This is a genomic window from Sutcliffiella horikoshii, from assembly GCF_020524325.1.
In the GTDB taxonomy this organism is placed as follows: Bacteria; Bacillota; Bacilli; order Bacillales; family Bacillaceae_I; genus Sutcliffiella_A; species Sutcliffiella_A horikoshii_D.
Window position 1 is genome coordinate 145,918 of record NZ_JAIVKY010000008.1, and the last position, 25,457, is coordinate 171,374.

Consider the following 25,457-nt stretch of genomic DNA (forward strand, 5'->3'; position numbering starts at 1 on the left):
ATGTTTGCATGTATTCCCCTGCTCTTTAATTAGAGTGGGGGTATTTTTTTGAAAAAAAAAGAGCCTGCCGCACAAAAGCAGCAAGCCCCCGAGAATTATTATTTTACTCCCACTTCTTCTACCTTCTTCATATCAATGGAAGGTCCGAAAAACTCGTATCTGATCTTATCCTCAGCTACCCCAAGTTTTCCAAGCATGGAGATGATAAACTTCATGAACGGAACTGGTCCACACACATAATACAGAGCATGGTTATCGATGTTTATTGCTTTTAACATGTTTTCCGTGATATAGCCTTGTTCATGGAAAGCTCCTAATCTTACATCCTCGTCTGATGGATTTTCATAAACAAATAGCTTTTTCGCATTCTCCATTGTATCAATGGTTTCTCTGACTTCATCTTTAAATGCATGTACAGAGCCGTTTCTTGCAGCATGAATGAAAGTGGTTGGTCTTGCCGGTTGTTCTATAGCAATGGTCTTTAACATGCTTAGCATTGGCGTGATTCCAACACCTCCACTAATTAAGTAAACAGGTGAGTCTTGATTTGTTTCAAGGATAAAGCCACCTGCTGGTGCAGTCACTCCCAATGTACTTCCTATTTCCACATGGTCATGAAGATAATTGGAAACAGCCCCATTAGGATCACCATTTTCTTTTTTGACAGAAATTCTAAAATATTCGCCATTAGATGCATCTGACAAACTATATTGCCGGTTGTATAAATTCTTTTCTCCAGTGATGGAAAGTCTGATTGTAATGTATTGGCCCGGAGTGAAAGCTGGTACAGCAGAACCGTCGGACGGCTTCAAGTAGAAGGAAGTAATAAGGTCACTTTCCTCGAACTTTTCCACCACTTCAAAGTTTTTGAAATCTTCCCAGCCGCCCATTTGTTGGGCTGCTGCTTCATACATTTCCTTCTCAACAGAAATGAATACATCAGCGATAACCCCATACGCTTCTCCCCATGCCTCAATAATTTCATCTGTTGCTGCATCACCAAGAACAGCCTTTATTGCTTCAAGTAAATGTTCTCCGACTATAGGATAATGTTCAGGTTTAACGGCTAAACTTCTATGTTTGTGGGCAATTTGTTTTACAGCTGGTAAAAGGACTTCCAACTGATCGATGTAAGTAGCTGCTGCATAAATCGTGTTTGCTAAAGCCGCTTGTTGACGACCTTTCTTCTGGTTAGCATGATTAAAAATATTTAATAACTCGGGATGGTTGGTAAATAGTGTTTTATAAAAATGAGTAGTAATCTCCTCACCTTTTACGGCTAAGACTGGAGCGGTGGATTTAACAATTTGGATAGTATTTGAGCTAAGCATCGAAATGCCTCCCTGTTAAAAAAGATATATTTTAAATACACCTTTATTATAAGGTAAAGAACTGGTTAAAGTTATATGTGAAATACATCTTTAACAAATTAGTCACAAGTTAGGCTTAGCTCCGGATTTAATTTCATTACCTTCATAATAGAGCCAAAACCAAAACAAAAAGGCTCCCATTGCTGGGAGCCTTTATATGCTGTGCTATAAATTATGCTTTGTTAACGTTAGCAGCTTGGTCGCCACGGTTACCTTGAACGATTTCAAATGTAACTGATTGACCTTCTTCTAAAGATTTGAAACCTTCGCCTTGGATTGCTGAGAAGTGTACGAATACGTCGTCTCCGTCTTGGCGCTCGATGAATCCGAAACCTTTTTCTGCGTTAAACCATTTTACTGTACCTTGTAACATGTTGTTACCTCCTAGTGTGCTTGCCACACAATGTATTACTATTCTTGCTCTTAGAAATATCAAGGCGAAAGTTAAATCTTAACTTTGAATCCTTACATACCGAACAAAAATAATTCTTCTTTAGAATAACAGTAAAATCCAAAAATAGCAACCCAAGAACACAAAACCCCAATTAAGCGTGAGGGTTATATAGAGGAGGGAATTCTCCTGTGCGGGTCTGACCCCTTTATTTAATTTAATAAATGTAACATGATTGAAATATTTAAATTATTGTAATTTTGGTGAAATTGGTGATTGACAAGTGCTTGTACGGGGTGGTAAGTTTAGAAGTGGAAATTATATGAAACTAATTCAAATTATGAAGGAAAGGGAGGGTTCGATGATGATTAAGTTAATGACAGTTGAAATTGTAGATCGTACATCCATCAATTTAATAAATCTCGTGACCTGTCCTGAAAGAAATTCGGTTATTGTCTGTTAATCGAATTATCTATTCCTTTAGACGTATAGACGTATAAGGATTTTTTTGTGGGAAACACAGGTCACCATCTGGGCGTGACGTGTGCTTTTTTTATGGAAAAAAAGGTGGCATACCGATAATCGTTCGGTATGCCACTTTTTTGTTTTAATTAGTTTCTATAATTTTCCAAAAAACAAACCGATGGAAGCAACAACTCTTCCATACAAACAGGAGGAATTCAAAATGGAAAATATTTATGTTCGTTTGATGATGTACAAAGTGGCTTCAGATGGAGGGTAGCAAGAAACTTGAAATCAGCATAGAAGGGAGAGTTTTTCATTATGTTTTCAGTACTAGGAAAATTGGGTTGGTTTTTTAAAGAACATTGGAAGAGATATACAATAGCAATAGCATTACTTATTTTTGCAGGAATTTTAGAGGTTATTCCGCCAAAGATGATCGGAATGGCCATTGATGATATACAAGTAGGTGCCTTCACGCCTGAAAAATTAATACAGTATGTAATCTTTCTAACCATTTTGGCAGTAGTCATTTATGGAATCACCTATACATGGATGTATCAGCTTTTTGGAAGTTCCTTCTTGGTAGAAAGATCACTAAGGTCAAAATTGATGGGCCATCTGCTAAAGATGACACCTACTTTTTATGAGAAAAATCGCACAGGTGATTTAATGGCCAGGGCAACGAATGACTTGAAGGCCATATCCACTACAGCGGGTTTCGGCGTTTTAACACTCATTGATTCAAGTGTGTTCATGCTGATCATCTTGGGGACGATGGGTTTTATGATAAGTTGGAAGTTGACTTTGGCAGCTATCATTCCGCTGCCACTGATGGCAATTGCCATGAATATATATGGAAAGAAAATTCATCAGCGCTTTACAGAGGCGCAAGATGCTTTTGGAGATATGAATGACAAAGTCCTTGAATCCATTGCCGGGGTAAGAGTTATTCGTGCCTATGTTCAGGAAAGAGCGGATCAGGGCAGATTTCATCAGATGACAGATGATGTGTATAAGAAAAATGTAAAGGTTGCCATCATTGATTCTCTCTTTGAGCCGACCATTAAATTGCTTGTCGGGGCAAGTTACCTGATAGGCCTCGGATACGGTGCTTACTTGGTCTTCCATAAATCCATTACATTAGGCGAGCTTGTTGCGTTCAATGTTTATTTAGGCATGTTGATTTGGCCGATGTTTGCAATCGGTGAATTAATCAACGTCATGCAGAGGGGGAATGCATCGCTCGATCGTGTTAACGAGACATTGGCTTACAAAGAGGATGTCCGGGATCACCATGAACCGATAGATGTTTCTACACCAAAAATCATTGAATTCAATCAAGTTACATTTAAGTACCCATCCTCCACAGTGGATAATCTAAAGAATGTATCCTTCCATTTGAAAGCAGGTCAAACACTTGGGATTGTCGGGAAAACAGGAAGTGGGAAAACAACACTGATAAAGCAACTTTTAAGGGAGTATCCACTTGGTACAGGTACCATCAAGATAAATGAGGTGGAGCTGGAAAAAATCCCGTTGCACACCATTCAAGGCTGGATTGGTTATGTGCCACAGGATCATATCCTCTTCTCCCGATCTGTCAAAGAAAACATCTTATTTGGAAAAGAAGACGCAACGGATGAAGAAATTGCACAAGCGATCAGGTCATCTGCTTTTGAAAAAGATCTTGAATTGCTTCCGGAAGGGTTACAGACCTTAGTTGGAGAAAAAGGTGTATCGTTGTCGGGAGGACAGAAACAACGTATTTCCATTGCACGTGCCCTTATTGCTGATCCTGAAATTTTGATACTAGATGATTCATTATCAGCAGTCGATGCGAAAACGGAAGCAACAATCATCGAAAATATTAGAAATGAACGTGCTGAAAAAACAACGTTAATTACTACACACCGCTTGTCTGGTGTGCAGCATGCGGACTGGATTATTGTTTTGGAGGATGGAGAAATAGTAGAGTCCGGAATGCATGACCAGCTCATGGCCATTGGAGGCTGGTACAAAGAACAGTTTGAAAGGCAGCAGGTTCAATCGCCAAAAGGAGGCGAGGTTTTAACATGAAAGACATCAAAGAAATAAAATCAGGCAAACGCCTATTTCAATATGCACTAACACAAAAGAGAATCATCATTGTTGCATTGTTGATGCTATCCATAGCAGTTGCAGCAGAATTGACAGGTCCTTTTATTGCTAAAAGGATGATTGACAATCATATCCTTGGAATTGAAAAAGCTTGGATTGAAACAGAACAAGATAAGGAAAATCGAGTCTATTTCGAAGGTAAATATTATGGTAGAGAAGACCGGGAAACGGAAAATGCAACTCCAGAGAATACAGCAAGGATTCTTCAAGTCGGCAGAGAGTATTATTTCCTTCCTACAGACATCAGTTTTGATGGGGAAAGGTCTGCTTCAAATGGTGAGGTTACCATTAGACGGGGAGAAGAGGAGCAAAGCTATCCTGCACAAAGGTTGACTAATAGTGAACTGATCAATTTTTATCAGCCAGAAGTAAAATATATCATCTATCTTGTCGGTTTATATTTTGGCTTGCTTGTATTGGCATCTTTCTTTCAATATGGCCAAAGTTACTACCTTCAAACATCTGCCAACCGCATCATTCAGAAAATGAGGGAAGATGTGTTTGGGCAGATACAGAAACTACCGATACAATACTTTGATCATCTTCCTGCAGGGAAAGTAGTATCCAGGATTACCAATGACACGGAAACGATCAAGGAGTTATATGTGACAGTCCTTGCAACTTTCTTTTCTGGATTGATATATATCACGGGTATTTATATCGCATTATTTTTACTTGATGTAAGGTTGGCATTAATCTGCTTGACCTTGATACCAATCCTTGTTGTCTGGTTTATCTTTTACAGGAAGTATGCATCGGTTTACAACCATAAAATCCGGGCACTTCTTAGTGATATAAACGGGAATATCAATGAATCTATTCAGGGGATGACCATCATTCAGGCTTTTAGACGTCAAAAGAAGGCGACAGAAGAATTTGAAGGATGGAATGAACAGCATTTCACTTACCAAAATAAACTGTTAAGTTTAAATGCATTAACTTCTCACAACCTTGTCGGCGTACTTAGAAACATTTCATTTGTTGTCGTGATTTGGTACTTTGGTGGAGCTTCCTTAGGAATTGGAACGATCGTTTCGCTTGGCGTTTTATATGCATTTGTAGACTACCTAGGGAGAATGTTCGGACCGATTACCGGAATGGTCAATCAGTTGGCAAACCTTGAACAGGCACGTGTATCCGCGGTTCGTGTGTTTGAGCTGATGGATGAGGCGGGAGTTCAGGTTTCAGATGTAAAACATCCTCGCTATGACGGTAATGTTTCTTTCGAGTCTGTATCGTTTGGCTACAAGGAAAATGAATATGTGTTAAAAGATATTTCTTTTACAGCTTCTAAAGGAGAAACCGTAGCACTGGTCGGCCATACTGGATCAGGAAAGAGCTCAATCATGAATCTTTTGTTCCGCTTTTATGATATTGAAAAAGGGAAAATCGTCATAGATGGGCAAAACATTCAGGAACTGCCCAAACAAGCAATCAGGCAGCACATGGGAATCGTCCTTCAAGATCCATTCTTGTTCACCGGTACCATCGCCTCGAATGTAAGTCTAGATGATCCAACCATCTCCGTTGATCGTGTGAAAAAGGCGCTAGAGGATGTAGGTGCGATGGACTTTATCAATGCACTGCCTAAAGGACTTGAGGAACCAGTCATTGAAAAAGGAAGTACATTATCTTCCGGACAACGTCAACTGATTTCCTTCGCACGTGCGCTTGCGTTCGACCCGGCAATCTTAATTCTTGATGAGGCGACTGCAAGTATTGATACTGAAACGGAAGCCATCATTCAACAGGCGTTGGAAGTATTGAAAAAAGGAAGAACCACTTTCATCATCGCTCACCGACTTTCTACTATTAAAAATGCAGACCAAATACTTGTACTTGACCGTGGAGAAATAGTGGAGCGAGGCAACCATTCAGAACTAATGGAGAGAAAAGGAAAGTATTATCAGATGTATGAATTACAGCAGGGTAGCAAGGATCTTGCTGTTTAAGAACAAGAGGCTAAGGGGAGGAGAATATCCCTTAGCTTTTTTGTTATTTTTACGGAAATTTGGAGAAAATAAAAATGCGCAAACAAAGTCTTTGACAAGCTTAAAGACTTCTTATACTATACAATATGTTGCGTGAAAAATAATTCATATAAGAATACTGGGGGTTTAACAGAATGAAGAGAATTTTATCTATATTTACATTACTTTTACTATCTGCAGTAGTGTTAACTGCATGTGGGACATCTAATAACAACGGTGCTACAGGAGATGCTCCAAAAGAAGAAACAGACAATCTTCTTAGCAAAGTGGAAGAAGAAGGGGAACTTCTAGTTGGAACAGAAGGTACATACCCTCCATTCACATTCCACGATGAGTCTGGCAAGTTAACAGGGTTTGATGTAGAAATAGCAGAAGCGATTGCGGAAAAAATGGGTGTTGAAGTGAAATTCATGGAAACACAATGGGATGCAATGTTTGCTGGTCTTGATTCCAAGCGTTTTGATATGATTGCGAACCAAGTGGGGATCCGTGAAGATCGTCTTGAAAAGTATGATTTCTCTGATCACTATATCACTTCAGCAGCGGTACTTGTTACGAAAAAAGACAATGAAGAAATCAAAAGCTTTGAAGACATTGAAGGTAAGAAATCTGCTCAATCTTTAACAAGTAACTATGCAGATATTGCCCGTGAGTATAAAGCCGAAATTGAAGGAGTAGAAGGTTTTAACCAAGCAATAGAACTAATTAACTCCAACCGAGTAGATGTAACAATCAATGATAAGTTATCAGTTCTTGATTTCCAGAAAAACCGTCCTAATGCGGCAATAAAAATTGTTGATGAAGCGGACGATGCTGCACAAAGTGGCATGATGTTCCGAAAAGGTAGTGACGAGTTAGTAAAAGCCGTAAATAAAGCACTTGCAGAAATTATTGAAGACGGCACGTACGAAGAAATTTCAGAGAAATGGTTTGGTGAAAATGTACTTAACTAGTATCTTGACTGATCCAGAACGTTTAGATAGATGGATGACAATCGCAGAAAGCTCCCTTCTTCCTTTGGTGAAGGGAGCTTTGTCTAATACAATACCGTTGACGCTACTTTCATTCAGTTTTGGGTTGATGATTGCCATATTAACGGCTTTGGCAAGAATATCACCGGTTAAACCATTACAAATTGTAGTTAGAATTTATGTATCGATTATTAGGGGAACTCCTCTCTTAGTGCAATTATTTATTATTTTCTATGGATTGCCTTCCATCGGAGTTACCATCGATTCTTTTCCAGCCGCAGTGATTGCGTTCTCCTTGAATGTCGGGGCATATGCATCCGAAATAATCCGGGCTGCAATCCTTTCGACACCAAAAGGACAATGGGAAGCGGCTTATTCCATGGGGATGAGTTATCCTCAAGCGCTTAGACGTATTATTTTACCGCAGGCAGCACGTGTTTCGATTCCACCATTGTCTAATTCATTTATTAGTTTGGTGAAGGATACGTCGCTTGCTTCCTTAATTCTTGTAACAGAGATGTTCAGGGTGGCTCAACAGATTGCTGCCACTAACTATGAATTCTTATTACTCTATGCGCAAGCAGGGGCAATTTACTGGGTAATCTGTTTCTGCTTATCTCTAGTACAAGGAAGAGTAGAACGTCGTTTGGACAGATATGTTGCAAGATAATCATTTTAGAAAACAGCCATTTATAAAGGAGCTCAAGATATGATTTCAGTACAGAGCTTATACAAACAGTTCGGAGAATTAGAAGTATTAAAAGGCATTGATTTAAACGTGGAGCAAGGGAAGGTTGTTGTAGTAATAGGGCCATCTGGTTCTGGTAAAACGACCCTTTTACGCTGCTTGAATATACTAGAAACTCCAACTTCCGGTAGGGTGGAGATTGATCAGCAGGCACTTGATTTTTCAGAAAAGGTATCATCAAACAAGATTGCCAGTTTTAGAAGACTAACAGGTATGGTGTTTCAAAGTTATAATCTATTCCCTCACAAGACAGCCCTTCAGAATGTGATGGAAGGTCCCATCACAGTGAAGAAAGAGGCAAAGGCAAAGGTGGAAGAACGTGCTAAGAGGTTGCTTGAAAAGGTAGGGCTTGGAGATAAACTGGATTTTTATCCTTTTCAGCTTTCCGGTGGACAGCAGCAACGTGTCGGTATTGCCCGCGCCCTTGCAATGGAACCGAAAGTGATGCTGTTTGATGAACCTACCTCTGCATTAGACCCCGAACTTGTCGGAGAGGTCCTAAGAGTTATGAAGGAACTGGCTCAGGAAGGAATGACCATGGTGGTCGTTACCCATGAAATGAAGTTTGCCAAAGAAGTGGCAGATGAAGTAATTTTCATGGATGATGGCAAGATAGTAGAGAAGGGGAAACCAGCTGAGATATTTGAGAACCCCAAAGCAGATAGAACGAAGCAATTTCTACGTATGATTGAAAGTGGAGTATGAATGAAGAAAAATCCCCGTTACTTGTAAAAGTGGCGGGGATTTCATTTAGCTTTAACTTCGCTGGTCTTTTGATGCGGCTGTAAAAAAGCTATAGTTTTTAATGAAAATGGCTCATTTTTGCTATGATTTTTTGGTTCGGTCAATTTGCTTCTATCTTTGGACAAAAAATTGTTTGATTTGTAAAGGTTTCGGACAAATCATCCAAGGACTACGGTCAACTTTTACCGGGCCTTCGGTCATTTAAATTTTTGGTTCGGTCAAATCAAAAATTTGGTCAACTTTCCCAAAACTTTGGTCAAAAATCAAAAATCTTCGGACATTTGAACTAACCAAGCAAACAAACCACATCATATGTATTTCTTCATATAACCTGTATCAATTTTATTCTTCAGCTTCCATACAAGCTTGTTGTGAGAGGTAAAGTGTCCGTATTGGAGTAAGGCTTCTTTATTACCTGTTGATAGTAAAGATAGAAAATGACGTTGAGGAGTAAATGTAGAACACATATCTCCATTTAAGTAGCTTGTAATGTTATCCCAAAGCAACTCTGCTTGCCTCACAGCATATACACCGTTTTTAGGAAGGTCAGGAAAAGCTTCAAGTGTTATACAATCACCTGCTCCGAAAATAAACGGCAACCCTTTAGCCTGAAGTGTCTTTTTAGTCAAGAGAAAGCCATTTTCATCACAAGGAAGCGAGCTTTTCTTAAAGATGCTAGGTGAACTTGGACCAGTCAACCATAACACGCGAGAGTGAGGGAGACTTGTACCGTTTTTAGTTAAAACATAATTTTCGTTTATTTCCCCTACACTTTCATCCTCTTTTACTGAAAGTCCTTTTCCAATAGCAATTTCTTTAATCATTTTGGACGCTTGGCTGGAGGAAGAGGGCAACAGCTTCGAGGAAGTAATCAGCGTGACATTAGTAGGTAAGCCGTTTTTCTTTCTCCAAGCAGTAATGGCTAAAGCAATTTCTACCCCAGAGGCCCCGCCCCCGACAACTACAGGAAATTCAACTTCACGGTATTCCTTAATCTTGTTTGCAAAAAAGTAATTTGGTTTAATTTGAACAAGATTATCCTTGAAAGAGGGCGGACTCTTTATTGACGAGCCAGTATCAAAAGAAACTACACTGAAGGGAATTTTCTTCCCTGCCTTTGTTAGGAGTGTCTTGCCAGTAACACAAACCTCTGTAACTTTATCTTCTATAAAGGTTACGCCTGCTTTTTCAGACAGGTCTTTTATATCGATTCTTATTTCATCTAAAGAGTACAATCCTTCCGTATACCCTGAGAACATTCCTGAGTAGTATTGATACCGGTCAGGAGAGATTAAATAAATTTTTTGATTGGGAAGAGGATTCTTTCTTATATCCAATAAACACTTTAAGTGAGCGTGGCCTCCACCAACTAATACAACGTTCAATAACTTCGCCGCCTTTATGGTTTTGGCTAAAGTGTAATATATTATTGGTGTAAATACTAATTTAATGAGTCAGAGCTTCTTCTTTATGAGAGTGATCATGTTTTCTTGGATTCGGTCCGTATTTGTTATCTTGTTCACTTTCTATGCACGCGAAGATGAGAACGGGAATCCAACCAATAAAGGGAATAAACCCTAGTAAACTCCACCAACCGGTTCTGCCGATATCATGAAACCTGCGAACAGTAATGGAGAGTGTTGGAATAAAAAAGAGTAGTAAATAGACCAATAAGAATATTACACCTGGAGTATCATTGTCTGGAAACATCTTGACAAGTAAGTATGCTGAGAACCAGAAGATTACAAAATTTCCTATCCTAAATATCCAATACTCCTTCCTCCTAGCTCTACCACTAAAATTAAAATAATTCCTAAATCCCTCCAAATACCAGTGCATCTTTTTTCCCCCTATTCACAATCTAATTTAAATGCTACAAATTTAATACCCAAACCACAAAACTGATATACCATATTTTGAATAAATGTTAAAAAATCCTAATTAGAATTTAGCTATAACAAAAGCAAGGCACCCCAAAATTGAGGTGCCTCAATCCATACATATAAAATTATGTTGCTACATAAAAACTAAAACTTATCTTCCGCCTAGGGATTGCTCAGCCATTTGAACTAGACGCTTAGTGATTTCTCCACCAACAGATCCGTTAGCGCGAGCAGTTGTGTCTGCACCAAGATTTACACCAAATTCAGTTGCGATTTCGTACTTCATTTGGTCGATAGCTGCTTGAGCTCCAGGTGCTACTAATTGATTTGACGAATTGTTTCTGCTTGCCATGATGTGATTCATCTCCTCGTAAAATAGTTTTGGTTGGACCAACTGGAGTTGCACCAGTAGTGCAGAGGTCTCTGCTGCCGTCTAGGCTGGTCCATTGGGTGATAAGTTGTTACTTGTATTATAGGAATTTCCTAATATCTTTATCCAAATATTTTTAGGTAATTTATGGATATTTTCTGTTTCGATATAACGCATATTTGAAGGTAAGATGTAAAAATTAATGAAAAGTAGAAGTTGTAAGAACTGGAGGAGCTCTAATGGAGATATGTCCGCTATGTAATGGGTTGGAAGAATATCATGGCACTTGCGCATCCTGCGGCAGCATGCTTATTGATACAGGTAAAGTGACGGACTATTTAGATGATTATAGTGCATATATGGAAATTAACCTTTTGAAGATGGTGGATGGGGATGTAAACAGTGTGGAAAATCACGTTTGCTTGCATTTGTTCGATTGTCCAGCTTGTCAAAAAGAGCAAATCATTACTATTCAAGAATAAAAAACCAGGTCGGTTAGGACCTGGTTTTGAAAAGATATATTATTTAGAACGGATACGAGATTCCGTTTCAATGTCGAAGAAGTGGCATTTGTTCATGTCCAATGCAAGTTGAAGCTTTTGTTGAGGCTTCACATCTGTACGGGAATCAACACGTGCTACGAAGTCTTGGCCATTGATTTGAGAATAAAGCATAGATTCTGCACCAAGAAGCTCAGATACTTCAATTACAGCTGTAATAGTAGTACCAACAGATGATTCAATGAATACTGGCTCATCGTGGATATCTTCTGGACGAATTCCAAGGATGATTTCTTTTCCTACATAACCTTGGTCACGAAGAACTTTCATTTTTCCTTCCGGAACAGCAATCTTCTGTTCGCCAATTAGGAATGCTCCATCTTCAAGTTTACCGTTGAAGAAGTTCATAGCAGGGGATCCAATGAATCCGCCTACGAATACGTTTTCTGGGTTTTCGTAAACTTCTTTAGGTGAACCAACTTGCTGGATGATACCATCTTTCATAACAACTAGGCGTGTAGCCATTGTCATTGCTTCTGTTTGGTCATGCGTTACATAGATTGTTGTTGTTTGCAGACGTTGGTGAAGCTTAGAAATTTCGGCACGCATCGCTACACGAAGCTTTGCATCAAGGTTGGATAAAGGCTCATCCATTAAGAATACTTTTGCATCACGAACGATTGCACGCCCAAGTGCTACACGTTGACGCTGACCACCGGATAATGCTTTTGGTTTACGATCAAGGTATTGCTCCAAGCCAAGGATTGCTGCAGCTTCTTTAACGCGGCGGTCAATCTCTTCTTTAGGGAACTTACGTAATTTTAATCCGAATGCCATGTTGTCATATACATTCATGTGAGGATATAGTGCATAGTTTTGGAATACCATTGCGATGTCGCGGTCTTTTGGTGCAACGTCATTCATTCTTTTGCCGTCGATTACGAAGTCACCTTTTGAGATTTCTTCAAGACCAGCAATCATACGTAGAGTTGTAGATTTACCGCAACCTGATGGACCTACGAATACGATGAATTCTTTGTCTTTAATGTGTAGGTTGAAGTCTTTAACTGCTGTTACGTCGCCTTCGTAGACTTTGTAGATATGATCTAATTGTAATTCTGCCATGTGTGTTTCCCCCTATGAAATCGTTTTCTTAATCTGATATTAGTGTACCGAAAACGCATACATTTCGTAAATGTACAAGTTGCACAAAAAAAAGCAACGTCTTTGTGCAACGTTACTTTAGATTCATAAAAACAATTGATTTTCGTTTCAGGCGCTTCGCTTGCCTGCGGCGATCCGTGAGGCTCCTTACTCCTATGGTGGCAATTGAGAAATACTTGGATTTTAACGGTTGTATAGACGCCGCTGTTGATTTCCGCAAATGGCTTCGCTTTCCTAGGGGCGCTGCTGGAGCCTCCTCGGCAAGCCTGCGGGGTCTCCACCTAGCACTATCTCCCTCAGGAGTCTTCGCCTTTTGCTCCAATCACCAGCTAGGGATTTATGAAAATTTTATGTTGTCAGATTTTCAGTTGCCCCTACAGTTCCGGGGTCTCACCTGTCCCTTCCTCCCGCGGGCGTCTGCGCGCCTTCCACTACAATCAACTTGGTTATTGCATTACAACGTTACTTTTCAATGATGATGATTGCTAGGTAGGCGGCCATGGCGCCTTGAAAGTTTTTTATGTCTATGCCTGTTCGTTCGATGAACTTATCGATCCGGTATTGAAGGCTGTTGCGGTGCATGAATAGTTTTTTGGCTGTCAGTGATACATTCATATTATTTTCTATATATACTTTTACGCTTTGCAGAAGTTCTTTTTCATCTTCAAGCATTGTGCCAAACATCTTTTTGATATATAAAACTTGTTCAGGATCAATGTTTTCTGTCAGCATGAAAGGAAGGGCGTGTTGAAACGTATGTATATTTGCCTGCTTCCTTGCTTGTAACGATCGTTCAAAGCACTTTTGCTCCCAGTGAAATAAGTCTGTTAAGTTTTCCTCTAAGTTTGTGTATATTCCGATATACAATTTCACATTTGTATAAAAGTCGGAGGCGGTGATGTCGATGATGTCATGAAGAGGAACGCTTTCCTCTGCTTTCAATTCAGGCATAAAGTCTACCATTACGCCGCTGGTAAAGTTTCTCCAAATAATCTCTAAATCGTTATCAAAAAAAGCAATCAGAGCTTCTTTCCATTCCTCCTTATTCAACAATGGTTCTGAGAATTCAAAGTGGATAAAGCGTAAAGGCCTTGGTTGGGTGTATGGACTCTTTTGAGGAGCGCGGCCGAAAAATAATTCATGCCACCAATGTTCCTTTTCACTCATGGATAGTTGGTGTTCTTCTACTTTTTGTAAAAAAGTTTCTAATAGCAGTATATCTTTTGCAGTCAATGCATCTTTTTCTATTCCATAATAATCATTGTCTGAGGAAGTGAACCAAAGATAACGTGAAAAACTATGTGGGGAGGATGTCTGGATGAGCGCATCCTTAAATATTTTTTTTAAGTGGTTGTACATGGTTAATCCCTTTCCTTCTGAGCTATTCTTTTTATTATATCGAAGAGAACGCAGTATACAAAGGAATTAAAAAACTCTTCCAAAAAGGGAAGAGTTACAGTGTGTAGACAAAGCTAAAAATAATGAAATTCTCTAGTTGATCGCAGTGGAAGGAGCGAAGACTCCTGCGGGAGGAAAGGACATGGAAGACCCCGCAGGGCGTAGCCCGAGGAGGCTTCCGGACTGCCCGCGGAAAGCGAAGCTCCTGAAACGGAGATCAACTCTTCCAACAGATAACCTAACTAGTTTATAGTTTGTCGACAGTCTGAACTCTTCCAAAAAGGGAAGAGTTAATGTTGCTCTTTAGGTGGTTCTTCTTTTTCAAGATCTCGTGCTTCTTCTATGTTCGTGTAGCGGTCCCTTTCGAAGACGCTTCCGCCTGCAAGCCCTTCATTGATATACCTGTCAACATCCATGAAGTACTCATCCCTGCCTTCATTCTGTGAGCCTTTATTGGTCTTTTTCTCTTCTGACATAAATAAATCCCTCCTTTTTTCTTTAGTTTCTCTAAAGGAGGGAAAATGATTCTTCAATCATATACGTGGAATAGCATGAGTTCGTGAATCTGAGCTTCCACGGCTTGTTTTTCTTCTTCGGAAAAGGTCTGTGATTCTGGCCATTCAATGGAACCGTTTTTATGATAGACGGCTTTAATGGCGTGCCCTTTGTAAAAAAAGGAAAGATGCCAGCCTGGTAGTTGGTTGTTTTGATAGAAAGGTTTTAATTGGAAGTGTGAAATCATGCCTTTTCCTCCTCATGTTGTCATGTCTACTAGTAACTTTATTCGACATTATGTGAAGGATTCCTGCATGGAAAAGCCGGATCGTTCATAGAAAACCTTGGTAATACTTTCAGTTGCCCGCTGCTTGATTTGGGCCTCATCAAAATCCATCGGCTTGGCATTCAATTCAAAGATATAATGTTTCCCTTCCGCAGTTATTCCAATGTCGGCCGAAAATTCCCCAATATCATCATAAAAAGAAGAGAGCTGTTTTCCACATTGGTTAATTAGTTGTTCGATTGTTTCATGGTCGGTTTTAATCGGAAGTTCTTCTGTTGAAACTATTACTCCGCCAGCAGGAACGTGGGTAGTTACCTGCTGCTTCTTAGCCATTCGAACCCCTACTCCAGTAATAGAGAAGCGGTTGCCGCTTGAGTGTGCCAATACTCGGTAATCGAATTTTTTACCTTTCATCGGCAAAGTGGTGATGGCTTCTTGGATGATATAAGAATGTAAGGATTCTTCTTTTTCAAAATAATTGGCAAGTTTACTTATGGACGGAAATAGGACAGTGGTAGTGGATGTTGATTTCATTAAAAATGTGTTTCCATTTCGTGTAATAAGGAAAACGCCTTTTCCTTTCTTGCTTTTTCTTTTTTTAATGTACACTTCAGGGTATGTCGTTAGGTATTCCATTAAGGTTTGTTCAGATAGAAGGTCCGTTTTTGGTAGATGGTGTTGCAATACTTCATTATCTTTCAGCTGTAAATATAACTCCCACTTGTCAAAGAAATGAGGATTGAACACAGGAATATGATAAAGGGAGGTCAGTTTATCTGTTTGTTCTAAGAAAAGTTTTTCGTCCTCATATCGTAACAAACGGTTATACAAAAGATCAGGAAGTGGGGTTTGTATCTTTACCCATTGATCTTGTGATGGCAAATAACAAAATCCCTCTATCCCATCCTCCGTCAGTTGCTGTGGAGTAACCACTACGGATAATCCACCAGTCTGTTGGAGATTTCGTTGTATTCTTTTAAAAAGGCCGATATTTCCTACAAATCCGTCTTTCTTCGGACTAGCTAAAATACCGATAAGGGGACCTGCTTTCCATTCCTTTAGTTGAAAAGGGAAGCTAAGGGCTTTGCTTGTATGCTCTTTTTTATAGGGGACAGAAAAGTACTTTCCCATTGTCACTTTCTTTTCATCATCAAAACGCTGGTACCAGGTCTGGGAGGCAATCTCATAAAATAGCTCAATCATGAAAAAACACCTTCCGGATTTTTTATTGTATGTTCGGTCAAATACACCGCATATTCAATGGACAGCTTACGTGTTAGAATGTCTTCGTTTCTCAATTTTGGATGAAAGAAGATGGAGCGCCCAGGTTTGGAATTTGCTTCAAACATCCAAAGCTTGTGGTCTTTATCCAGTCCAAAATCAAAACCGATCTCTCCGATAAATCCAGGCATATGTGTATCAATGGCATTGCTGATTAAAAGGGAAGCTTGAGACAACTTATGGATCACTGCCTCTTGTTCTTCTTTATCTGTAAAGATTTCGGAAACCGTCTTGATTACTCCGCCGCTGTTGGCGTGGGTGGTAATGCTTCCTTTGCCACTAAGCTTAGCAGCCATTGCACTTACGACCCAATTTCCTTGCTCATCTTTATTGGTATGCACGCGAAAATCAACGAAGGAATCATCCACTTTTAATAAGGGAATACCTTGTTGAATGAGATAACAAGACAAGTCCTTGTTTTTCATGACATGAGCTAACAGGGATTCGAGGGAAGAGGAGCGCTGCAGTTTATTGACAAACTCCTCATTTTTATAACGGGCATAATATGCTTCTTCTTCCCGGTTATAAATGATTTTGTAAACGCCAAGTCCCAGACTGCCATTGGTAGGTTTCAGATAAATGAAAGGATATTTAGACAATAATTTTTCCATCTTAGCAATAGAAACGTCATTATGCGTTTCAGGAAGGTAAGGAACAATATTTTCCTCTATCATAAGCTTCTGATGGATATCCCATTTGTTGAAAAAGCCAGGGTTGAACCAGGGAATCGCATAATCTGTTTGCATTTTTTCTCTCGTTTGTGCGAGCAACCGATGTTTTTCTGTTCGCCTGTTGGGAAGGCGATCGTAAACAACATGTGGAAAAGGGAGGGTCTTTTTTTTCCAACCTTGTTCTGTAAACATGAACCCTTCCATAGTACCCTCTTCCCAGTCAATATGATTGGCGCCGAAAAGAAACATATATGCACCAACTTTTCTCTCCGTTGCTAGCAGTTTGGAGAAGAATAAAGAGCGTTCTCCTATAGGCCGGATCATGGAACTCGTAAAGCCTGCCGTAAATATTCCAATTAGCGGACCTAGGTGAAGGGTGCCTTCATGAACGAATACATGAATGTTCCCTTCATAAGGAAGAAGCAACTTTTTGAATAAGGATTCCGAAAGATAAAGAGAATGCCCGCCATGTAAAATTCCATGACAGGAATACTGATGTGTTCCAAAAGCTATCGATTCTATTTGGACGGTGCTGAGCTGCTCTGGAACAAGAATTTGGTGTTCTTTTAAGTCATCTCTGCATTTAACAGGTATGAGTGCTTTCATCATCATCAACTCCCGTTTTCTTACCTTTTGATAGACGACAAGTAACTGCAGTACTTGCTCGGGGCTTCATAGATTTCTGCCTGTACAGAAGGAGAAGCCATTGTTACTATCTTATGACCGGGCTTTGAATTAATATCTAAAATCCATAAATTATAGTCAGGATCAATCCCGATATCTATCCCCAATTCAAAAAGAGGGGAGATTGTCTGGTCAATCGCAGTAGGGAGATAGTCTACAATAACCTGCAGTTTCTTTTCTAATCCCTCTCTTTTTGCACGCTGCAGACCATTAGTAATGACAGAGAAAGGTAGCATTTCCCCGCCACCTGCAAGATTGGATGTAATATGATTCTTTGGGCCTGTCCGGATACACCGTACTCTTTCCGTCCAGTTTCCCTCTTCATTTTTTTGGAGAAATATCCTTAAATCAAAGGGAACATCCCTTTTATTTTGCAACGGAAGAAAAGGTTGGAAAATATACTCTGTAACCTTCATACGGCTATGTAGCCAATTTCTTAAATGATTATCTGTCCTAAATATATAGAGTGATTCTCCTGGCTGAACCACTTCTTTTACAATATATTGCCCTTCAATCCGTTCAACTTTAATTAATCCTCTCCCTTGGGAGCCATTAATGGGTTTAATTAGCCAACATTTTTGTTGACGAAAGTGTGATATGAAAAATGTGACGCTTGTAAGTTTCTTTGTTAGAGGAAAGAAGGCTTGAATTTCTGGTATGGATGTTAACTTGTTATAGACTTCCCATTTATTTGGAAGTCCATACCCGAGAAACTGAACATTTTCCTTCAACTTCAATGAGTCTGTTCCTGCCTTAAAGAGTTGCGCTTTCTTGGTTCCGTAATAACAACGGTCATAAATAAAGGAAGGAATGGGAAATGTGGAGTCTTTCCATTCCTTCTTGTCTGAAGTGTACATGAGACCTGATACGTGAGAGGTGCTTTCTGTTAATTGAGTTGGCGAAATAATGCATATCATAACACCATTTTTCGCAGCATGGTCGGCTATTTTTGTAAGGTAAAAAGTCGGTTGTGAAAATGAGAGGACACCTAGGGTGATCATATTATCTCTCCTTTAAGTGTTCGTGTATAAGGTATAAACAGTAGATGATGACAGCTTTGGCAGAAGGGCGGATGCTTCTTGCGTTTACTGGTTGATCTAAATTCTTGGATGGTTTTGTATTTACCTCAATAATCCAAGGATGGCCGGTGTTATCAATAGCAAGATCGATGCCCAATTCACCGAAAACTCCATCTGAAGCAGCTCCGATTTCGTTTGCCACTTCAAGTGCCAATTCCTTTAATAGTTTTCGGATTTGTGGTAGTTCCCTTGTGTCGAATTTCGTTCGTAGTACATGTTGGACAGAAAGCATTTCTCCTCCCTGGGCCAGATTCGACACGAATGATCCACTCTTTGATGCCCTGGCGGTAGAGGAGGTAACCTGCCAGCGATTATTTTCGGTGCGATGACACAGATAGCGGAAATCAACAGGTCTCCCATCTAAGTGAAGTAAATCTAATCCTTGCTGGAGAATATATTGCCTTTTTTTAATTTCAGGAGAAAGTCGCTTGTACAAATCAGTAATACTGCTGTATGTTTGGGATACTTGTTGTTGAATCGAAGAGTAATCCAATGTGTATCCCTCTTCCGTTTTAGAGACTTTAAATATTTGTTTTCCTTGACTGCCGTTGATTGGTTTCAAAAAAAGTGTAGAGTGAGTTTCTAACCATGACTCCAGTCGTTTGGCAGAAAATAGCGCTGTCTCCGGCAAATAAGGAGCCAAGTGATCAGCGATGGCAAGTTGCTCATGCACGGTCCATTTATTAAGAAAATGATCATTAAAGTAAGGAATCTCCCATTCTTGCAGTTGTTCGGTTAATTCATGAAACATTTCACTCTTCTCGTTCGTACGTTTATGGAGACGGTTATGCACCACCTGAGGATAAGGAAGCAATGCTTTGTTCCAGTTATTGTTTTCCATGTAGTATCCTTCGATAAGTTTTTCTTTCCAATGATTGTGAAGGGAGAAAACATAGAAGATAATTCCGATATCCTCCGAATAGTTGGCGAGCTCCATGCAATACTCTTCAATGGATTTAAGATCGATGCACTCTTCATCTTTCATTCCGATTTCAGTAAGCAGTGCGATAACGGGACCAATATGCAGTGTGTTAGATTCACTGTTATACGTGATGAGGTAGGTTCGTTCCTCTTCAAAAAGAAACAAGGACTTCTGGATACTTCGGTCCATTTTCAACACATTTTCTACTATATTGATAGTTACGATATTACACGTCATTGTATTCCGGCTACATTGAACGGTAAATAAAGATATATGTTCTGGAAGCTTTAATTTTTTTGCTAAAGCTTCACTTATTTGTATAATTGGTACAGGTGTATTATTTTCAATAGGTATTACCCTTGCTGCTAAAAAATTCATGTTTTTCCCTCATTTTTTGTCTAAGGTTAGGCAGTTTAGGAGAAACAGGGGAATTTTCCCCACAATCTATAGTATTGAAATGAAGATAAATCGGTGATTAGAAAGAGGTTGACGATAGATGGATATCTTGTTTGTTATTGTGATGATGATGGCGATTGGGGCTTTGATAGGAGGAGTGACCAATTCTCTTGCCATTCGAATGCTGTTCAGACCCTATAACCCAATTTATGTCTTTGGAAAACGGGTTCCATTTACACCGGGATTGATACCAAAGAGAAGATCGGAACTTGCTGATCAACTTGGAAAATTGGTGATGGAGCATCTTTTGACTGCAGAAAGCATGAAAAGAAGGTTAATGAACAGCTCTTTTAAGGAAAAGTCTGAGCAATGGATAAAAGAAGAGGTGGACCGCTACCTTGAAAAAGGAGTCAGTGTTCAGGAGATTTTACAGAAATTTGGGGTAGAGGACGCAGAAACTCTCTTTCAAGAAAATTTACATCAAATCGTGGAGAGTAAATATGAAGAAGTAATGGGGCAATTGCGTTCGAAACCTATTCAACAGGTATTGCCGGTGAATTTGCTGCACTCTGTTGAGAGCAATATTCCCGCAGTGTCTGAATTCATCTTGAATAAAGCAATCTACCATTTTGAAAGTGTGGAAGGAAAACGGCAGTTGTCTAAAATGATCAACGACTTTATCGCAACCCGAGGCAAACTGGGAAGTGTTGTCCAAATGTTTATGGGCAACTATCCTTTGGTCGATAAAGTGCAACCGGAGATCATTAAATTTCTTAAACATGATGGTACGAAAGATGTCTTAATAAATGTCTTGTACCGCGAGTGGAATAAACTGAAGGAAATGGAAGTGCAGGATTTGGAAAATAAAATTTCCAGAGAAGCAATTCTTTCCTCTCTTCATACAGTAGTAGAACGCACAGTGAACGTTCCAAAATGGATGAATAAAACAGTGAAAGAAGCGATAGAACCTATCTATCCTTGGATGATGGATAAGTTAATTCCTTCCGCATTCTCGACAGGCAGCGAACTTTTGCTCGAGAAATTGGAAGCACTGCTTGTAAGATTGAAACTAGAAGAAGTGGTGCGAGATCAGGTCGAATCCTTCTCCCTTCAAGAAGTAGAAGAAATGGTCCTCTCCGTCTCCCGTCGCGAACTAAAACTAATCACCTACCTCGGAGCCCTACTCGGAGGTCTAATAGGACTACTACAAGGATTACTGGTATTGATTCTTTAAAAGAGAGTTTTCCCTGTAGATTGGAGTGTAAGGTATGAGACTCCTGCGGGGGATAACGTAATTTCTATAATGATTCCTAGCTGGTGATTGGAGCAAAAGGCGAAGACTCCTGAGGGAGATAGCGCTAGGTGGAGACCCCACAGGCGAAAGCCGAGGAGGCTCACGTCAGCCCCTAGGAAAGCGAAGCCATTTGCGGAAATCACTAGCGGTGTCTAAACAACATTTTACGATCACCTGAAACGGAAATCTACAGGAGTAACATAGAATCCCCCCCTTATGGTTTGAATGACTCTGGCATGTTTGTTATACTGGTCACTAGCATGCCTGAAAGATGGGCAAAAAAGGAAGGAATGACATACAAATGGCAAACAACGTATACGATGTAGCGTACAACCTAGAAACAGCAGTAAAAGAAAGTGATGAGTTCAAAAACTTACAAACTTTATATAAAGAGGTATTCGCTGACGAAACTACAAAAAACATGTTCGAGAACTTCCGCAACATTCAACTTGAACTTCAACAAAAACAAATGAGCGGCCAAGAAATCACACAAGAAGAAGTAGAACAAGCTCAAAAAACGGTTGCTGTTGTGCAACAAAACGAATCAATCGCGAAGCTTATGGAAGCTGAGCAACGCATGAGCATGATGGTAAGCGAACTAAACAAAATCATCATGAAGCCACTAGAAGAATTATATAGCGACGTAGATTCCGCTAACTAATAATTGGTGGAAGGACGCTTGTCAGGAAAAACGCATCTATAAAGGTGCGTTTTTTTCTTTCTCATTTTTTCTCTACCCAATGCTCCCCATGTTCTATTTCCCCAAATTTCCTCATACTCATATCAATAAGTACAAACATCTTAGATAAGGAGGTCTCTCCATGATATACCGCCTGCTCGCCATCAATATAGATGGAACGCTGTTGAAATCAAATGGAAGATTGGCAAAGGAAACGAAAGAAGCGATAGAGTATGTGAAAAACAAGGGAGTCTATGTAACACTAGTGACCGGCCGAAACTTCGCTTTTGCTAAGAAAGTGGCTAAATCTTTGAAACTTGATACGTTTTTAGTGACACATGGAGGTTCGTTTATTGCCTCTAAACTGGAGCAACCTCTTCATGTGAAGCGCCTCTCAGAGGATAAGACATTCAATCTTGTTCAAGTGCTAGAAAATTATGATTGTACGGTTAGGATCTTGCATGAAAGGTATTCCATTGGCAATAGACTAAGAGGTGCAAATAACTTGATGGCTAGGGCAGTACTAGGTTCTAGTGATCCATTAATCTACCCAATGCAATTTGTGGAATCTTTAGGAGATACGTTAATAGACAATCCGATTGCGCCTCCGAAAATAGAGGTTTATTTTACAGAGCCAGAAGAGAGAGAAAGAGTGTTAACGACCTTGAAGTCTGCATTTGAGGGGATAGAAATTCTTGTTCATGCTGACGGAAAAGTGGATATCTTACCTGACGGTGGAACAAAGATGGACGGTTTGTTAGCTCTTGGTGAAGTGTTGAAAATTCCACCGCAGGAAATGGTGGTCATAGGTGATACGATGGAAGACCTACCTATCATTGAAGTGGCAGGACTGGGTGTAGCGATGGGGAATGCTCCAAAAGAAGTGAAACTTGCTGCTGACTGGATTACCCGGACAAATGATGAAAACGGAGTAGCCTATATGATTAAAGAACATTTCCGTAAACAGCAACGCATCGCGTTTTTAAATAAAATGAAAATATAGTAGGTGAAGGGCAGACTCTGTATGTTTAGGGGGTCTGTCTTTTTTTGTTTACCAGGAAGTTATAAAATAATGGAATGATAGAATTGTCTTCAGAGTCTTTCTTGTTCGGTGGGATGAAGACCTCCGTGACGAGGAAAAAGGAGGAGAGCGGTCCTCATTGCCGTTATGAAGACCTGAGTGACGAGGAAAAAGGAGGAGAGCGGTCCTCATTGCCGTTATGAAGACCTGAGTGACGAAGAAAAAGGAGGAGAGCGGTCCTCATTGCCGTTATGAAGACCTGAGTGACGAGGAAAAAGGAGGAGAGCGGTTCTCATAACCGTTATGAAGACCTGAGTGATGAAGAAAAAGGAAAAGAGAAGTCTTCATCGCCGTTATGAAAACCTGAGTGACGAGGAAAAGGGAGGAGAGCGGTCCTCATCGCCTATATGACCTTGATGAAAATGAAATTTCATTGAAATGGTTAGAGATGACTCACTCTTTTCCAACGGTATTATCTTGATATGCATCGGCTACATCCGTTACACTAGTGGGAGTGAAAAATCTTGCTGAAAAACAAGGCAAGTGTGAAAGGTGATTAACTTGAAGATTGCTATAAATGGATTACATGATGATAGATATCAACGTCCGTTATCATTGATTGCGGATTTATTTTTTGAAGAAACAGAAGTGGTGCTTGGTGAAGACCCATCTTCTGAGTTAAAGGTAACGTTTGAGGTAGAAGAGAAAGACACCACGTTTATTGTAAGTGGACAACTCGGTGAACTGTCTTGTTCCCATGAGAAAGAATTGGGAGATTCTGATGAAAAAGAAAACTTTCGTCGGAAAAAGCAGGCTGTGTCCTATGTTTATTTGACCCTTCTGCAAGAGCATACGGGAATTATTCAGAAGTGGGGGATCTTAACCGGGATTCGTCCTACAAAACTTCTTCATTCCAAGCTTCAAAAAGGGGAGCCGCGAGAAAAAGTCCATCAGCAGCTGCGACAAGATTACTTGATTACAGATGAAAAGATAGAATTAATGCAGCAGATTGTCGATCGTCAGCTAGATGTTGTACCTGATCTCCATGACTTAGGCAATGAAGTCAGCATTTACATTGGAATCCCATTCTGCCCAACTAAATGTGCGTATTGTACATTCCCTGCCTATGCGATTAATGGAAAGCAAGGAAAAGTGGACTCCTTCCTTGGCGGGCTACACCATGAAATAGATGCGATCGGTTCCTGGTTGAAGGAAAAAGGCATTAAAATCACCACCGTTTATTATGGAGGGGGCACCCCGACAAGTATCACTGCAGAAGAAATGGACATGCTTTACGAGCAGATGTATGCTTCGTTCCCAGACATGGAAAAAGTTCGCGAAGTAACAGTAGAAGCCGGACGTCCGGATACAATTACACCGGAGAAGCTTGAAGTGTTGAAAAAGTGGAATATTGACCGCATTAGTATTAACCCGCAGTCTTATACGCAAGAAACTTTAAAAGCAATTGGTCGCCATCATACCGTTGAGGAAACCATTGATAAGTTCCACCTTGCGCGTGAGATGGGGATGAATAATATCAATATGGACCTGATTATCGGCTTGCCTGGTGAAGGAGTGGGAGAGTTCGCCCATACACTAGAAGAGACGAAAAAGCTGATGCCTGAATCATTGACGGTCCATACATTGTCGTTTAAACGAGCTTCTGAAATGACGCAAAATAAAAATCGCTACAAGGTGGCAGATCGTTATGAAATCGGGAAAATGATGGATATGGCAACGGAGTGGACGACAGCCCATAATTATGTCCCATATTATCTGTATCGCCAAAAAAATATACTTGGTAATTTGGAGAATGTAGGATATGCATTGCCGGGCCAGGATAGCATCTATAACATCATGATTATGGAAGAGAAACAGACAATTATAGGACTCGGGTGTGGGGCATCAAGTAAGTTTGTTCACCCTGAAACAGGGAAGATCACGCGCTTTGCCAACCCAAAAGATCCTAAATCTTACAATGATGGCTTTGAACATTATACGGATGAAAAGATTCGGATTTTGGAAGAACTCTTTTCGACTAGAAATTAACAGGTAGGTGGGGACTTAGGTCCTCGCTTTTTTTATTATAGGAGAATCGGTTGATTTCCAATCCAGGCGCTTTGCTTGCCTGCGGTCTACACGCCTTCCACTACAATCAACAAGGTGACTTCTTTTACTTAAGGTTATTTTGTAGAAGGGTACCACAGGTCGCTAGAAAAATATGTTAAAATACAGATGATGCGACAGATTATTATCAGTATTCAGCAAACTGTCAGTTTAAAGGAATAAAATATTTGGGGGTAGGTTATGAAGAAGGGCTTAATTTTTTTGGAACATTGACATTTATAGGATTTGGGACTAATTTTCTAATTCGGTTCCTTAGGGATGGAGACTTTTACTATGCTGAAATTTTTAAGAGCATTATTGGTGCAATTTTGATATGTGTTGGGATGATTTTAAAAAAGAGTTCTAATCCGTCAAACAATGCTTATTAAAT

Annotated in this window: 23 protein-coding genes; 10 read left to right on the forward strand and 13 right to left on the reverse strand. The window is 39.9% G+C overall.

The window, feature by feature from the left end; all coding sequences use genetic code 11:
- Positions 1-98 precede the first annotated feature (98 nt).
- Positions 99-1,331 carry an NO-inducible flavohemoprotein gene (gene hmpA, locus LC091_RS13435; RefSeq protein WP_226682548.1) on the reverse strand — a complete coding sequence of 411 codons (1,233 nt, stop codon included), beginning with the start codon at positions 1,329-1,331 and terminating at the stop codon, positions 99-101.
- 211 nt (positions 1,332-1,542) lie between these two features.
- On the reverse strand, positions 1,543-1,743 hold the full coding sequence (locus tag LC091_RS13440) for a cold-shock protein (protein ID WP_010198513.1): 201 nt from the start codon (positions 1,741-1,743) through the stop codon (positions 1,543-1,545).
- Between the two features lie 801 nt (positions 1,744-2,544).
- On the opposite strand from LC091_RS13440, the gene LC091_RS13445 reads away from it, so the two are divergent.
- The 5 genes from LC091_RS13445 (at position 2,545) to LC091_RS13465 (ending at position 8,798) form a co-directional block, all read left to right on the forward strand.
- Entirely contained in the window at positions 2,545-4,302 is a 1,758-nt protein-coding gene (locus LC091_RS13445) for an ABC transporter ATP-binding protein (RefSeq protein WP_226682549.1), read from the forward strand.
- Positions 4,299-6,335: an ABC transporter ATP-binding protein gene (locus tag LC091_RS13450; RefSeq protein ID WP_264179323.1), complete on the forward strand. Its 2,037-nt coding sequence runs from the start codon at positions 4,299-4,301 to the stop codon at positions 6,333-6,335. The genes LC091_RS13445 and LC091_RS13450 overlap by 4 nt, the downstream gene beginning before the upstream one ends.
- Before the next feature lie 173 nt (positions 6,336-6,508).
- Positions 6,509-7,327, forward strand: coding sequence for an amino acid ABC transporter substrate-binding protein (locus tag LC091_RS13455; protein ID WP_226682550.1), 819 nt, complete (start codon positions 6,509-6,511; stop codon positions 7,325-7,327).
- A complete protein-coding gene (locus LC091_RS13460) occupies positions 7,314-8,015 on the forward strand; it encodes an amino acid ABC transporter permease (RefSeq protein ID WP_226682746.1) in 702 nt (233 codons plus the stop codon). Before LC091_RS13455 ends, LC091_RS13460 begins: the two co-directional genes overlap by 14 nt.
- Before the next feature lie 39 nt (positions 8,016-8,054).
- Positions 8,055-8,798 carry an amino acid ABC transporter ATP-binding protein gene (locus tag LC091_RS13465; RefSeq protein ID WP_226682551.1) on the forward strand — a complete coding sequence of 248 codons (744 nt, stop codon included), beginning with the start codon at positions 8,055-8,057 and terminating at the stop codon, positions 8,796-8,798.
- Positions 8,799-9,145: 347 nt separating this feature from the next.
- Here the strand turns inward: LC091_RS13465 and LC091_RS13470 are convergent, their stop codons facing one another.
- The 3 genes from LC091_RS13470 to LC091_RS13480 all read right to left on the reverse strand — a co-directional run bounded on the left by LC091_RS13470 (position 9,146) and on the right by LC091_RS13480 (position 11,072).
- A complete protein-coding gene (locus LC091_RS13470; protein WP_226682552.1) occupies positions 9,146-10,222 on the reverse strand; it encodes an FAD-dependent oxidoreductase in 1,077 nt (358 codons plus the stop codon).
- A 61-nt stretch (positions 10,223-10,283) separates the two neighbouring features.
- Positions 10,284-10,676 carry a DUF805 domain-containing protein gene (locus LC091_RS13475; RefSeq protein WP_226682553.1) on the reverse strand — a complete coding sequence of 131 codons (393 nt, stop codon included), beginning with the start codon at positions 10,674-10,676 and terminating at the stop codon, positions 10,284-10,286.
- A gap of 195 nt (positions 10,677-10,871) precedes the next feature.
- Complete coding sequence (locus LC091_RS13480; protein WP_010198503.1) at positions 10,872-11,072, reverse strand: alpha/beta-type small acid-soluble spore protein; 201 nt, start codon at positions 11,070-11,072, stop codon at positions 10,872-10,874.
- 257 nt (positions 11,073-11,329) lie between these two features.
- On the opposite strand from LC091_RS13480, the gene LC091_RS13485 reads away from it, so the two are divergent.
- A complete protein-coding gene (locus LC091_RS13485; protein WP_226682554.1) occupies positions 11,330-11,572 on the forward strand; it encodes a hypothetical protein in 243 nt (80 codons plus the stop codon).
- A gap of 39 nt (positions 11,573-11,611) precedes the next feature.
- Here LC091_RS13485 and LC091_RS13490 read toward each other — a convergent pair whose 3' ends face one another.
- The 8 genes from LC091_RS13490 to LC091_RS13525 form a co-directional block, all read right to left on the reverse strand.
- Complete coding sequence (locus LC091_RS13490) at positions 11,612-12,715, reverse strand: ABC transporter ATP-binding protein (RefSeq protein ID WP_226682555.1); 1,104 nt, start codon at positions 12,713-12,715, stop codon at positions 11,612-11,614.
- Between the two features lie 501 nt (positions 12,716-13,216).
- Positions 13,217-14,113 carry a PucR family transcriptional regulator gene (locus LC091_RS13495; protein ID WP_226682556.1) on the reverse strand — a complete coding sequence of 299 codons (897 nt, stop codon included), beginning with the start codon at positions 14,111-14,113 and terminating at the stop codon, positions 13,217-13,219.
- A 329-nt stretch (positions 14,114-14,442) separates the two neighbouring features.
- A complete protein-coding gene (locus tag LC091_RS13500) occupies positions 14,443-14,628 on the reverse strand; it encodes a hypothetical protein (RefSeq protein WP_226682557.1) in 186 nt (61 codons plus the stop codon).
- Between the two features lie 53 nt (positions 14,629-14,681).
- Entirely contained in the window at positions 14,682-14,894 is a 213-nt protein-coding gene (locus tag LC091_RS13505; RefSeq protein ID WP_010198495.1) for a YheE family protein, read from the reverse strand.
- A 48-nt stretch (positions 14,895-14,942) separates the two neighbouring features.
- Entirely contained in the window at positions 14,943-16,136 is a 1,194-nt protein-coding gene (locus tag LC091_RS13510) for a YheC/YheD family protein (protein ID WP_226682558.1), read from the reverse strand.
- A complete protein-coding gene (locus LC091_RS13515; RefSeq protein ID WP_226682559.1) occupies positions 16,133-17,497 on the reverse strand; it encodes a YheC/YheD family endospore coat-associated protein in 1,365 nt (454 codons plus the stop codon). Before LC091_RS13515 ends, LC091_RS13510 begins: the two co-directional genes overlap by 4 nt.
- 14 nt (positions 17,498-17,511) lie before the next feature.
- A complete protein-coding gene (locus LC091_RS13520; RefSeq protein WP_226682560.1) occupies positions 17,512-18,570 on the reverse strand; it encodes a YheC/YheD family endospore coat-associated protein in 1,059 nt (352 codons plus the stop codon).
- Between the two features lies 1 nt (position 18,571).
- Positions 18,572-19,948 carry a YheC/YheD family endospore coat-associated protein gene (locus LC091_RS13525; RefSeq protein WP_226682561.1) on the reverse strand — a complete coding sequence of 459 codons (1,377 nt, stop codon included), beginning with the start codon at positions 19,946-19,948 and terminating at the stop codon, positions 18,572-18,574.
- Between the two features lie 118 nt (positions 19,949-20,066).
- On the opposite strand from LC091_RS13525, the gene LC091_RS13530 reads away from it, so the two are divergent.
- From LC091_RS13530 to LC091_RS13545, 4 genes are all read left to right on the forward strand, one after another.
- On the forward strand, positions 20,067-21,200 hold the full coding sequence (locus LC091_RS13530; protein WP_226682562.1) for a DUF445 domain-containing protein: 1,134 nt from the start codon (positions 20,067-20,069) through the stop codon (positions 21,198-21,200).
- Between the two features lie 361 nt (positions 21,201-21,561).
- A complete protein-coding gene (locus tag LC091_RS13535; protein WP_226682563.1) occupies positions 21,562-21,921 on the forward strand; it encodes a YlbF family regulator in 360 nt (119 codons plus the stop codon).
- Positions 21,922-22,081: 160 nt separating this feature from the next.
- Positions 22,082-22,942 carry a Cof-type HAD-IIB family hydrolase gene (locus LC091_RS13540; RefSeq protein ID WP_169290967.1) on the forward strand — a complete coding sequence of 287 codons (861 nt, stop codon included), beginning with the start codon at positions 22,082-22,084 and terminating at the stop codon, positions 22,940-22,942.
- 579 nt (positions 22,943-23,521) lie between these two features.
- Positions 23,522-25,009, forward strand: coding sequence for a coproporphyrinogen III oxidase (locus tag LC091_RS13545; protein ID WP_226682564.1), 1,488 nt, complete (start codon positions 23,522-23,524; stop codon positions 25,007-25,009).
- The last annotated feature ends 448 nt before the right edge of the window (positions 25,010-25,457 follow it).